This is a genomic window from Microbispora oryzae, from assembly GCF_017896165.1.
Taxonomy (GTDB): Bacteria; Actinomycetota; Actinomycetes; order Streptosporangiales; family Streptosporangiaceae; genus Microbispora; species Microbispora oryzae.
In genome coordinates, this window is the sequence record NZ_JAFCNB010000002.1 from 593,828 (window position 1) to 606,542 (window position 12,715).

Here is a 12,715-nt window from a genome sequence, read left to right on the forward strand (position 1 = left end):
GAGGCGCTCACCATCTTGGGAGCGCTCCCACGCATACGAGGACACCCGTGTTCAGACGATTCACGTCACGACGCCTCAGCATCCTCGCCACCGCCGCCCTGGCGCTGGCGGGCCTGACGGGCGTGCCCGCCCACGCCGAAGGTCCCGAGCAGATCCCCAACGGGACCTTCGACACCACGGCCGATCCCTGGTGGCACACCGCCAACCTCGAATTCGCCCTCACGGACGGCCGCCTCTGCGCCGACATCCCGGGCGGGACGGTCAACCCCTGGGACGCCATCATCGGCGTCAACGACATCCCGCTCGTCAAGGACGAGACCTACGCCTTCGCCTTCTACGCCTCGGCCGACCCGGGCAAGGTCGCCAGGGCGTACGTCCAGCTCCCGGTCGACCCGTACACGCAGTACATCTCGGCGGCGCCCGAGCTGAGCGTGTCGGGCGACTCCTACCACTACACGTTCACCTCGCCGGTCGACCTGCCGAACGCCCAGGTCGTGTTCCAGCTCGGCGGCAGCGCCACGCCCTGGCGGTTCTGCGTCGACAACGTCTCGCTGCAGGGCGGCGCCCCGCCGGAGGTCTACACCCCGGACACCGGCCCCCGCGTACGGGTCAACCAGGTCGCCTACCTGCCCAAGGGCCCGAAGAACGCCACACTGGTGACCGACGCCACGGACGCGCTGCCCTGGAAGCTCAAGGACGCGGCGGGCAAGGTCGTCGCCCAGGGCTCCACGACCCCGCGCGGCGTGGACGCCAGCTCCCGCCAAAACGTCCACTCGATCGATTTCAGCGCGTACCACAAGGCCGGCACCGGCTTCACCCTGACGGCCGACGGCGAGACCAGCCGCCCGTTCGACATCGGGGCCGACGCCTACCAGAGCCTCGAGGTCGACGCGCTGAAGTTCTACTACACCCAGCGCAGCGGCATCGCGATCGACGACGCGCTGCGTCCCGGGTACGGCCGGCCCGCGGGCCACATCGGGACCGCCCCCAACCAGGGCGACACGAACGTCCCGTGCCAGCCGGGCGTGTGCGACTACTCCCTCGACGTCTCCGGCGGGTGGTACGACGCCGGTGACCACGGCAAGTACGTCGTCAACGGCGGCATCTCGGTGGCCCAGCTGATGAGCGAGTTCGAGCGGACCAAGAACGCGGCGAGCGCGCGGCCCATCGGCGCCCTGGCCATCCCCGAGAGCGGCGACGACGTCCCCGACGTCCTCGACGAGGCCCGGTGGGAGCAGGAGTTCCTGCTGAAGATGCAGCGGCCGGACGGCATGGTGCACCACAAGATCCACGACGAGAACTGGACCGGCCTGCCGCTGCTGCCCCACCTCGACCCGCAGAAGCGCGAGCTGCACCCGGTGTCCACAGCGGCCACCCTCAACCTCGCGGCCACCGCGGCGCAGGCGGCCCGGGTCTTCGCGCCGTACGACGCGGCCTTCGCGGCCAAGAACCTGGCGGCGGCGAAGAAGGCGTGGGCGGCGGCCAAGGCCAACCCGGCCATCCTGGCGTCCCCCTCCGACGGCAACGGCGGCGGCACCTATGACGACGCCGACGTGAGCGACGAGTTCTACTGGGCGGCCGCCGAGCTGTACATCACCACCGGTGACGCCGAGTACAAGAACTTCGTGCTCGCCTCGCCCCACCACACGGCCGACCTGTGGAGCCAGGGCGGAGCGATGGACTGGGGTCACGTGGCCGCGCTCGGCCGCATCGATCTGGCCACGGTGCCCAACGGGCTGCCCGGCCGCGACGCGGTGCGCCAGTCCGTGGTGACGGGAGCCGACCGCTACCTCACCACGATCGACCAGCACCCGTACGGCCTGCCGTACAACCCGGGCGACTACGTCTGGGGCTCGAACAGCGCGGTGCTGAACGACATGATCGTGCTGGCGGCGGCGTACGACATCACCGGGAAGCTCCCCTACCGGGACGGCGTGCTCCAGGGCATCGACTACCTCCTGGGCCGCAACGCCCTCAACCAGTCGTACGTCACCGGCTACGGCGAGGTGGCCTCGAAGAACCAGCACAGCAGGTGGTACGCCCACTCGCTGGACACCTCGCTGCCCAACCCGCCGCACGGCTCGCTGGCGGGCGGTCCCAACTCGGGGCTGCAGGACCCGGTGGCCCAGGCGAAGCTGCCCGGCTGCGCACCGCAGTTCTGCTACATCGACGACATCAACTCGTACTCGACGAACGAGGTCGCCGTGAACTGGAACGCCCCGCTGTCCTGGGTGGCGGCGTTCATCGCCGGTCAGGGCGACGGCGGGATCTCGGCGTCCGCGAACTGCAAGGTCGGCTACACCGTGCACGGGTCGTGGCCGGACGGCTTCACCACCCAGGTGACGCTGACCAACACGGGCCACAAGGCGATCGACGGCTGGTCGCTGACCTGGTCGTTCCTGGGCGGCCAGAAGGTCGGCCACTCCTGGGCGGCCGAGTTCACCCAGAAGGCGGCGACGGTCACGGCGGCCAACCAGTCGTACAACAAGATCATCCAGCCCGGCCAGTCGGTGACGTTCGGCTTCAACGGCGTCTCGGCGCCCGGGGCCAACCCCGGCCCCGACCTGTTCCTGCTGAACGGCGCCCCCTGCGCCTGATCTCCCGTCTCACCGGCGGCCGTCACCTCCGGGTGGCGGCCGCCGCTCCCTCACCGTCCGGTCCCTCGCCGCGCCTCCCTCGCCGTTCGTTCCCGAGGCGGCACGAGTAGGGTTCGACAGCGGATCGGTCCCGCCGTCCGGTCCCGCGCGTCGACCAGGGAACGGACCGCCGTACGTGAGAAACGACCGATTCTGCCTCTTCGACCTCGACGGCACGCTGACCGATTCCGAGACGGGCATCGTCGCCTCGATACGGCACGCCCTCGCGGCGATCGGGTTCCCCCAGGCCGACAACGGGCTGCTGCGCACCCTGATCGGTCCTCCGCTCCAGGACATCTTCCTCCGGCTCGGCGTGCCGGAGGAACGTCTCGGCGACGCGGTGAACGCCTATCGGGACCGGTACACCGCGACCGGCATGTACGAGAACGAGGTCATCCCCGGGATTCCCGCCGTGTTGGAGACCCTCGTCGCCGACGGCCGGACCCTGGGCGTGGCGACGTCCAAGCCGGGCGTCTACGCGGAGAAGATCCTGGCGCACTTCGAGCTCGACGGGTTCTTCACCTATGTGGCAGGCGCGACCCTGGACGGATCCCGCCGGCACAAGGCCGACGTGATCCGGCACGCGCTCGACGTCCTCGGCGCCCCGCCCGAGGCCACCGTCATGATCGGCGACCGCCGGGAGGACGTCGCGGGCGCGGCGGAGTGCGGCGTGCGTAGCGTCGCGGTCACCTGGGGATTCGGCGATCCCGCCGAATTCGACGCTCCCGGCGTCATCGCCGTGGCCGGCACGCCCGCACGGCTCCTCCAGGTGCTGTCGGAGACATCGGCGGGCGATCACAGGACCCGATGACGCGCCGGTGAGCCGGCGCCCGCCCGCCACCGATCCACCCATCACGGCCCGCTCCGGCGTGGCCGTAAGCTGTGGCCGTGATCGACGACATCCGCGTGGACCCCGCCGTGACCGCCCTGCGCCCCGACTTCGCGGTGCTCGTGATCACCGCGTACGGCCTGGCCAACGGGCCCTCGGACGACCGGTCGCGCGCCTGGCTGGCGGACGCGGCCGCCGCGGCCACACCACTGGACGACCCCAGGATCGAGGCCTGGCGGGCGGCCTACCGGGCCTTCGGGGCGAAGCCCCAGCGCACCCGGCCGTCGGTCGACGCCCTGGTCCGCCGGATGCCGCTGCCCGAGATCAACCTCGTCGTCGACGCGTACAACTCCGTCTCCGTACGGCACGGGTTGCCCATCGGCGGCGAGGACCTGCGGCGGTACGAGGGAGCTGCGCGGCTCGTCCGGGCGGCCGGCGACGAGCCGTCCGAGGAGGCGCTGGGCGAGCCGGAGATCGGCGAGGTGGTGTGGCGCGACGACGCGGGAATCACCTGCCGCAGGTGGAACTGGCGGCAGTGCGTCCGCACCAGGATCACCGAGGAGACGGCGGACGCCCTCTTCCTGCTGGAACGGCTGGAACCGCTCGGCCACGACGAGTTGCGGGCGGCGGGCGACGACCTCGGCCGGCTCCTGGCCGAGATCTCCCCGGCGGTCCGCGTAGAGACCCGGCTCATCGGCTGAAGCCGCCCGTGCCGGCGGCAGTTCGCACGCCAATGCGAGTACGCGGGCCTCGCCCATTTTTTTGTCGTCCACAATCAGGAGTTCTGGAATTAGCGAACTCCTTCGGTCAGGCGTGAGCTGCTCATCGATCGGGCGATCCGGCCGGTCGGGCCGTGAAATCCCGCGCATGACCGCGATTGCCCTGGATCTGGGCGCCGCCCTGCTGTTCGATTGACTGGACGGAACACTGCCGCGTTTCCGCGGCTGTAAAGGGATGCCCGTCTCGCGCGTCGAGATCTCCATCGGAGAACGGGAGGGGATTCGTGGCGATGCTCAGGTTCAGGACGAGCGACCTGCCGGCGGCCGATCGGTTCACCGCCTGGTGCGACCTGGCGAACGACGCGCTGGTTCCCAACGCCATGCGCAGCGATTACGCGGCGGACTTCCAGGCGGAGCTGCGCATGCAGGATTTCGGCATGGTGCGGCTCAACACGCTGAGCTACTTGCCGCTGGAGACGTACCGGCACGCCAGGCTGATCCGGCGGTCCGATCCCGATGAGCTCCAGCTCATGATCCCCTGGAGGGGCAGCCAGAGGATCTTCCAGGGCGACCGGGACGCGACGTTTTCCCCAGGTGAATTGCTGCTTTACGACACCTCCCGCCCTTGGCACGGTTGGACAAGCCCGAAGACCGCCATGGTCCGGGGACTCATGGTGCAACTTCCCCGGGCTGCCCTTTCTCTTCCGGAGAGGGGAATCCGGGACCTCATGGTCCGGCCCTTATCGGGCCGGGAGGGCGTCGGCGCCCTCCTGACCGGTTACCTCAGCCGGATGGCCGCCCACGCCGACTCCTATACGGTCGCGGACGGCCCGCGGCTGGCCTCGATCGTCATCGATCTCGTCACCGCGTTGTGCGCCCACCACCTCGAACGGGACCGCGCGGTGCCGTCGGAGACGCACCGTCGAACCCTCCAGCTGAAAGTCCGCGCCTACATCGAGCGGCAACTCGGCGATCCTCACCTGTCGCCGGAGAGCGTCTCCGCCGCCTGCCAGATCTCCGTCCGCGCCCTGCATCGGCTCTTCGAAGGCGAGGAGCTGACGGTATCCGCCTGGATACGCCGACGTCGCCTCGATCGCTGTCGGCGCGATCTCGGCGACCCCGCTCTCCTCCATCGCCCCGTCCACGCGATCGCCGCGCACTGGGGGATCACCGATCCCGCCCACTTCAGCCGCATCTTCCGCGCCGCCTACGGCGTTTCTCCCAATGAGTACCGCCGGCAGGCCCTCCAGATTGCTGAGACCTGAGCGTGAAGAAGAGAACGGCGTCACGCAGGTCCAACACGACAAGTTCCCGGCCGGCCGCGGCGCGCGAGGCGCCACGCTGCCGGCCTGCCCGGACACGGCACGGCCTACGGGCGCCTACGTCAGATGGGACTGGACGCCGGGCGCCGGGATGACCATGCGGTGAGGATGCTCTGATCCCCCAGACGGACTACTCGGGCGTGACCTGTTTGATCGATCCTGGGAGGATGGGGCGAGACCTGCGACCCGACCGGCGCGGCTCACCGCCCAGGGCGAGTAGCCTTGGACAGGTTCACCAAACATCAACGCCGATCTGCGGAAGAGGGCGATTTCCGCCGTGTCGTCTGAGTCGTCGCGGACAAACCCGCTGACAAGCTTCGGGCAGAACGAGTGGCTTGTCGACGAGTTGTACCAGAAGTATCTCGAAGACCCCGAGTCTGTCGATCAGGCCTGGTGGCACTTCTTCGCCGATTACAACGGCGCGGGGAAGGCCGCCAAGGGTACCGGCGGGACGTCGAACGGCGCGACGGCCACCGCCGCACCGCAGGCTCCGGCGGCGCAGGCCGCGCCCGCCGCGCCACCGGCACCGCCTGCGCCACCGGCCAAGCCGGCCGCCGCACCCGCCGCCAAGCCGGCTCCCGAGGCCGTCACCCCCAAGGCCGCGGCTCCCGCCGCGAAGCCGAAGGCGGCCGCCGCTCCCGCCCCCGCGGGCGCGACGGAGGAGCGGCTGCGCGGCGCCGCCGCGCGTACGGCCCTCAACATGGAGGCCTCGCTCGCGGTCCCGACGGCGACCAGCGTCCGCGCGGTCCCGGCGAAGCTGCTGATCGACAACCGCATCGTCATCAACAATCACCTCTCCCGCGGACGCGGCGGCAAGATCTCCTTCACGCATGTGATCGGATACGCCATCGTCCAGGCGTTGAAGGCGATGCCGGAGATGAACCACTCGTACACCGAGGTGGACGGCAAGCCGGTCCTCGTCAGGCCCGAGCACGTCGGCCTCGGCCTCGCGATCGACGTGCAGAAGGAAGACGGCACCCGCCAGCTCCTGGTGCCGTCGATCAAGCAGGCGGAGACGCTCGACTTCCGCGGCTTCTGGGTGGCCTACGAGGACATCGTCCGCAAGGCCCGCGCCGGCAAGCTCGGCGTCGACGACTTCCAGGGCACGACGATCTCGCTGACCAACCCCGGCACCATCGGAACGGTGCATTCCGTGCCGCGCCTCATGCCCGGCCAGGGCACGATCATCGGCGTCGGCGCGATGGAGTACCCGGCCGAGTACCAGGGCGCGTCCGAGGAGACCCTCTCCCGGCTGGCCATCAGCAAGGTGATGACGCTCACGTCCACCTACGACCACCGGATCATCCAGGGCGCCCAGTCCGGCGACTTCCTGCGCCGCATCCACCAGCTGCTGCTCGGCTCCGACGGGTTCTACGACGAGATCTTCGAGTCGCTCCGCATCCCGTACGAGCCGATCCGCTGGGTCTCGGACATCTCGGCCACCCACGACGACGACGTGGCCAAGTCGGCCCGGGTCCTTGAGCTCATCCACGCGTTCCGGGTGCGCGGCCACCTGATGGCCGACACCGATCCGCTGGAGTACCGCCAGCGCCGCCACCCCGACCTGGACATCAAGTCGCACGGCCTGACCCTGTGGGACCTGGAGCGCGAGTTCGCCACGGGCGGTTTCGGCGGCCGTCCGCTGATGAAGCTGCGCGACATCCTCGGCGTGCTGCGCGACTCCTACTGCCGCACGGTCGGCATCGAGTACATGCACATCCAGAACCCCGAGGAGCGGGCCTGGATCCAGGCGCGGGTGGAGAAGCCGCACGCCAAGCCCGGGCGTGACGAGCAGCTCCACATCCTGCGCAGGCTCAACACGGCCGAGGCCTTCGAGACGTTCCTGCAGACCAAGTACGTCGGCCAGAAGCGGTTCTCGCTGGAGGGCGGCGAGTCGCTGATCCCGCTGCTCGACTCGGTGATCAGCGAGGCCGCCCGCGAGGAGCTCGACGAGGTCGTCATCGGCATGGCCCACCGCGGCCGGCTCAACGTGCTCGCCAACATCGTCGGCAAGTCGTACGGCCAGGTCTTCGGCGAGTTCGAGGGCAACATCGACCCGCGCAGCGCGCACGGCTCCGGCGACGTGAAGTATCACCTGGGCGCGGCCGGCGACTTCGTCGCCCCCGGCGGCGCCAAGATCACCACTTCGGTGGTGGCGAACCCGTCGCACCTCGAGGCCGTCGACCCCGTGCTCGAGGGCGTGGTCCGGGCCAAGCAGGACCTGCTTGAGCGGGGCGAGGAGGGCTTCACGGTCCTGCCCGTCCTCGTCCACGGCGACGCCGCGTTCGCCGGCCAGGGCGTGGTGGCCGAGACGCTGCACCTTTCCCAGCTGCGCGGCTACCGCACCGGCGGCACGGTTCACATCGTGGTGAACAACCAGGTCGGCTTCACGACCAGCCCGGCCAGCTCCCGTTCCTCGGTCTACGCCACGGACGTCGCGCAGATGATCCAGGCGCCGATCTTCCACGTGAACGGCGACGACCCCGAGGCGGTCGTCCGCGTCGGCCGGCTCGCGTACGAGTACCGGCAGGCGTTCCGCAAGGACGTCGTCATCGACATGGTCTGCTACCGGCGCCGCGGCCACAACGAGACGGACAACCCGGCGTTCACCCAGCCGCTGATGTACGACCTGATCGACGCCAAGCGGTCCACCCGCAAGCTCTACACCGAGGCGCTCATCGGCCGCGGCGACATCACGGTCGAGGAGGCCGAGCAGGCCCTCCGCGACTACCAGGAGCAGCTGGAGCGGGCCTTCACCGAGACCCGCGAGGCGACCAAGCGCCCGCTGGAGCCGGGGGCGGTCGTCGCGCCGGAGCCGGACGAGGCGATCCCGTGGTCACACGAGGACACCAAGACGGCCATCTCGGACGAGGTCGTCAAGCGGGTCATCGAGACGCAGTTCAACCTGCCCGAGGGCTTCACGGTGCACCCGCGGCTCGCCCCGGTGCTGCAGCGCCGCGGCTCGATGGTCACCGAGAACTCGATCGACTGGGCGACCGGCGAGGCCCTGGCCTTCGGCTCGCTGCTGATCGACGGCCACCCGGTGCGCCTGGTCGGCCAGGACTCCCGCCGAGGCACCTTCGGCCAGCGCCACGCCGTGCTGGTCGACCGGGTCACCGGCGAGGAGCACACGCCGCTCAAGACCTTCAACCACGGCACGACCAAGTTCTACGTGTACGACTCGCTCCTCAGCGAGTTCGCCGCGATGGGCTTCGAGTACGGCTACAGCGTGGTCCGGCCGGACGCCCTGGTCGCCTGGGAGGCGCAGTTCGGCGACTTCGCCAACGGCGCCCAGTCGATCATTGACGAGTTCATCTCCTCGAGCGAGCAGAAGTGGGGCCAGCGCTCCTCGGTCGTGCTGCTGCTGCCGCACGGCTACGAGGGTCAGGGGCCCGACCACTCCTCCGGCCGGATCGAGCGCTACCTGCAGCTGTGCGCGCTCGACAACATGACGGTCGCGCAGCCGAGCACCCCGGCCAACTACTTCCATCTCCTGCGCTGGCAGGTGCTGTCCGAACGGCGCAAGCCGCTGATCGTGTTCACGCCCAAGTCGCTGCTGCGGCTCAAGGCGGCGGCCTCGGCGACGGCGGAGTTCACCTCCGGCGCCTTCCGCCCGGTCATCGGCGACGCGACCGTCGACCCGGCGGCCGTCACCAAGGTCGTCGTCAGCTCGGGGCGCATCTACTACGACCTGCTCGCCCACCGCGAGAAGTCGGGCCGCAACGACGTGGCGCTGGTGCGTCTGGAGCGGATCTACCCGTTCCCGGAGAACCCGCTCAAGGCCGAGCTCGACCGGTACCGCCCGGACGTCGAGCTGCTGTGGGCCCAGGACGAGCCGGCCAACATGGGCCCGTGGCCGTACCTGACCCTGAAGATGGTCGAGAAGCCCGGCCTGTTCGGCGGCCGCACGATGCGGCGGGTCTCCCGCACGCCGAACTCGTCGCCGGCCACCGGCTCGCACTCCAAGCACGACGCGGAGCTGGCGGCCATGGCCGCGGAGATCTTCGGCTAGAAGGACCAGACGGCGGAAGTCCCCCTCGGCGCACGGCCGCGGGGGACTTCCGCCGTACTCAGGGCAGGGAGGTGGAGCAGCGTGTATTTCACGGACAGGGGCATCGAGGAGCTCGCCCAGCGGCGCGGCGAAGAGGAGGTCAGCGTCTCGTGGCTGGCCGAGCGGCTGCGCGAGTTCGTCGATCTGAATCCCGAGTTCGAGACGCCGGTCGAGCGCCTGGCCACGTGGCTGGCCCGGCTCGACGAGGAGGACTGACCACCCCCCGCGCCCCGTACGCACCGGGGTACGGGTGCGGCCGAAAACGCGATACATCTTGACTTTCCATATACGCGACATATCGTGTCTTGTGTGAGACTCCTCGGTCCCCCGCGCCGGGGCCCTTTCGCGACGCGGGGACCCCGACACGATGACCGATCCGCGTGGGAAGGCCGGCCGATGCCGCAATGGATGATCGATGAACCTGGGCAGCTGACGTTCGGAGCGGTGAGCGCGCTGAGCGTGCGCGTCGTGGCCGGACGCCTCGCCGTGCTGGCCAGCGACGGTCCGCCGACGCTGGAGGTCAGCGAGATCTCCTCGGCTCCCCTGCTGGTCACGCACGACGAGGCGGACGGCCGCCTCACGGTGGCCGACAAGGACCTGACCTGGGACGGCGTGCTCGGGTGGCTGCGGCCGGGCCCCCGGTCGGCGACCCTGACGCTGACCGTGCCCAGGGACCGCCCGATTCAGGTGTCCGCGGTGAGCGCCTCCGTGGTGGTGGCGGGCTTCGAGGGCCGGAGCCGGGTCAACAGCGTCTCCGGCGGGATCGTGCTCGACGGTGTGAGCGGCGAGGTGCACGCGGAGACCGTCTCCGGTTCCGTGGAGAGCCGGGGCCTCGCCGGCGATCTCGCCTTCACCAGCGTCTCCGGCGACCTGACCGTGGCCGACGGCGTCCCGCACCGGCTGCGGGCCAACACGGTGTCCGGAAGCATCACCGCCGATCTGGATCTCACCCCCACCGGCAACGTGACGCTGACCACCATGTCCGGCTCCATCGTCGTACGGGTGCCGCGTACGGTCGACGCCGATGTCAGCGTGCGTTCGACGTCCGGCAGGATCGAGTCGGCCTTTCCGGAACTGCGGCGCGACGACCGGCCCCGGCCCCGGTCGCTCACCGGGCGGCTGGGCGGCGGCATGGCACACCTGGCGGCGACCTCCGTCTCCGGAGGCGTCACCCTGCTCAGCAGGCAGACAACGGATCGGCGAGAAGAGGAGAGCGCATGAGCCCCGTGTTCGGGCATGGACGGCTCCGGCTGTACCTGCTGAAGCTCCTGGAGGAGAGCCCCCGGCACGGCTACGAGGTGATCCGGCTGCTCCAGGACCGCTTCCTCGGCGTGTACTCGCCCTCTCCCGGCACGATCTACCCCCGGCTCGCCCGGCTGGAGGAGGAGGGCCTGGTCACCCACGAGGTCGTGGCGGGCAAGAAGGTCTTCACCCTCACCGACAGGGGGCGTGCGGAGCTGAACGACCGGATGGACGAGCTGGCCGACCTCGAACGGGAGATCTCCGCCTCGGTGCAGGACATCGCCCGGGAGGTCAAGGAGGACGTCCGGCAGACGGTGCGCTCCCTGCGTGAGGAGCTGACCCAGATGGCCCGGGACATCGGCAGGGACAGCTCCCGCGACAGCAGCGAGGCGTGGCGCGAGCAGAAGGAGGAGTGGCGGCGGCAGCGGGACCAGCAGAAGGAGGACTGGCGGCGGCACAAGCGGCAGTGGCGCGAGGAGACCCAGCGCTGGCAGCGCGAATGGGAGCGGGTCTGGACGGACGTCTGGTCGATGCCCGGCGGCGCGCCCCGGCCCGGCTCGGCCGGCGGCGACGCCGACGACAGCGCCGGGGGCAAGGCCGGTGACATCGCCGTTGAGCGTGCCAGTGACAGTGCCGGCGACCGCGCCGGTGACAGTGCCGGTGACAGTGCCGGCAGGCACGCCGCCAACGACGCCGAGCTCGGACGCCTGCTGGGCGAGTTCGTGGGCAAGGTGCGCCGGACCGCCGGCGAGGGCGGGCTGAGCGACGCCGCGCTGGCCGAGTGCCGCGCCGCGCTCGACCAGGCCGCCCGGCGCATCCAGGAGGCGTTCAGAGCGTGAAGACGACCTTGCCGAAGATGTCGCCCCGCCACATCGCGGCGAAGCCGTCCTCCGCCTCGGTGAGCGGCAGCACCCGGTCGATCACCGGCCGCAGCCCCGTCTGCTCCAGGAAGACCGCCAGACGGGACAACTGGTCGCGGGTGCCCATCGTGCTCCCCACGATCGACTTCTGCAGGAAGAAGACCTGCGCGAGCTGGGTCGGGGCGACCGTGCCGCTGGTCGCCCCGCTGACGACGATCCGGCCGCCCGGGCGCAGCGAGCTCAATGAGTGGCTCCAGGTCGCCTCGCCGACCGTCTCCATGACCGCGTCGACGCGTTCCGGCAGCCGCGCCCCGGTCTCGAAGACACGGTCGGCGCCCAGTTCAAGCGCGCGGGCCCGCTTGTCCGCGGAACGGCTCGCCGCCCACATCCGGAACCCGCCCGCGCGGCCCAGCGCGATCAGCGCCGTCGCCACGCCGCCGCCCGCGCCCTGGACGAGCACGGTCGATCCCGGCTCAAGCTCGGCCTTGTCGAACAGCATGCGATAGGCGGTGAGCCAGGCCGTCGGAAGGCACGCGGCCTCCTCGAACGACAGCGCGGCGGGCTTCGGCACGATGTTGCGCCGGGGCACCGCCACCTTCTCCGCGAACGTGCCGTCGTATGTCTCCGACAGCAGCGACCGCTTCGGGTCGAGGGTCTCGTCACCACTCACCGGCGTGCCGATCACCGAATGGACGATCACCTCGTTGCCGTCCTCGTCCAGGCCCGCGGCGTCGCAGCCGAGGACGATCGGCAACCGGTCCTGGCTGATCCCGACACCTCGCAACGTCCACAGGTCGTGATGGTTCAGCGAGGCGGCCCTGACGGTGACGGTCGTCCATCCGTCGGGTACGGCGGGCTCGGGGCGCTCTCCCAGGGTCAGGCCCTTGAGCGGGTCGTCCGAGTCGGTCTGCGTGGCGGTTACGGCGAACATGCCAGAAAGCTACCCCGCCGCCCCCCGGCGTGTGACCCGCGGGGACGGAAGACATTCATGAGGCAGCGGAATCAAATGAGAAAAGAGCACATCGAGACCGGTCGAGAATGGCGGTAAACCACTTC

9 protein-coding genes are annotated in these 12,715 nt (G+C 70.3%); 8 read left to right on the top strand and 1 reads right to left on the bottom strand.

The genetic code is table 11. The features are described from left to right. Positions 1 to 47 precede the first annotated feature (47 nt). From JOL79_RS06175 to JOL79_RS06210, 8 genes are all read left to right on the top strand, one after another. Positions 48 to 2,597 (top strand): glycoside hydrolase family 9 protein, encoded by a 2,550-nt coding sequence (locus JOL79_RS06175; protein WP_307848350.1) that lies wholly within the window; start codon positions 48 to 50, stop codon positions 2,595 to 2,597. Positions 2,598 to 2,772: 175 nt separating this feature from the next. Beyond that, positions 2,773 to 3,447: an HAD hydrolase-like protein gene (locus tag JOL79_RS06180; RefSeq protein ID WP_210154654.1), complete on the top strand. Its 675-nt coding sequence runs from the start codon at positions 2,773 to 2,775 to the stop codon at positions 3,445 to 3,447. A gap of 77 nt (positions 3,448 to 3,524) precedes the next feature. Beyond that, on the top strand, positions 3,525 to 4,166 hold the full coding sequence (locus JOL79_RS06185) for a B3/B4 domain-containing protein (RefSeq protein ID WP_210154655.1): 642 nt from the start codon (positions 3,525 to 3,527) through the stop codon (positions 4,164 to 4,166). A gap of 308 nt (positions 4,167 to 4,474) precedes the next feature. Then, complete coding sequence (locus tag JOL79_RS06190) at positions 4,475 to 5,449, top strand: AraC-like ligand-binding domain-containing protein (protein WP_230984376.1); 975 nt, start codon at positions 4,475 to 4,477, stop codon at positions 5,447 to 5,449. A gap of 334 nt (positions 5,450 to 5,783) precedes the next feature. Then, positions 5,784 to 9,518 carry a multifunctional oxoglutarate decarboxylase/oxoglutarate dehydrogenase thiamine pyrophosphate-binding subunit/dihydrolipoyllysine-residue succinyltransferase subunit gene (locus JOL79_RS06195; protein WP_210154657.1) on the top strand — a complete coding sequence of 1,245 codons (3,735 nt, stop codon included), beginning with the start codon at positions 5,784 to 5,786 and terminating at the stop codon, positions 9,516 to 9,518. An 81-nt stretch (positions 9,519 to 9,599) separates the two neighbouring features. After that, positions 9,600 to 9,773, top strand: a complete 174-nt coding sequence (locus JOL79_RS06200; protein ID WP_210154658.1) for a DUF6104 family protein — start codon at positions 9,600 to 9,602, stop codon at positions 9,771 to 9,773. 192 nt (positions 9,774 to 9,965) lie between these two features. Then, a complete protein-coding gene (locus JOL79_RS06205) occupies positions 9,966 to 10,778 on the top strand; it encodes a DUF4097 family beta strand repeat-containing protein (protein WP_230984249.1) in 813 nt (270 codons plus the stop codon). Further along, positions 10,775 to 11,638 carry a PadR family transcriptional regulator gene (locus JOL79_RS06210; protein ID WP_210154660.1) on the top strand — a complete coding sequence of 288 codons (864 nt, stop codon included), beginning with the start codon at positions 10,775 to 10,777 and terminating at the stop codon, positions 11,636 to 11,638. Before JOL79_RS06205 ends, JOL79_RS06210 begins: the two co-directional genes overlap by 4 nt. Here JOL79_RS06210 and JOL79_RS06215 read toward each other — a convergent pair. Continuing rightward, positions 11,628 to 12,590, bottom strand: a complete 963-nt coding sequence (locus JOL79_RS06215) for a zinc-binding dehydrogenase (RefSeq protein ID WP_210154661.1) — start codon at positions 12,588 to 12,590, stop codon at positions 11,628 to 11,630. The two genes, JOL79_RS06210 and JOL79_RS06215, sit on opposite strands and share 11 nt — an antisense overlap. Positions 12,591 to 12,715 lie beyond the last annotated feature (125 nt).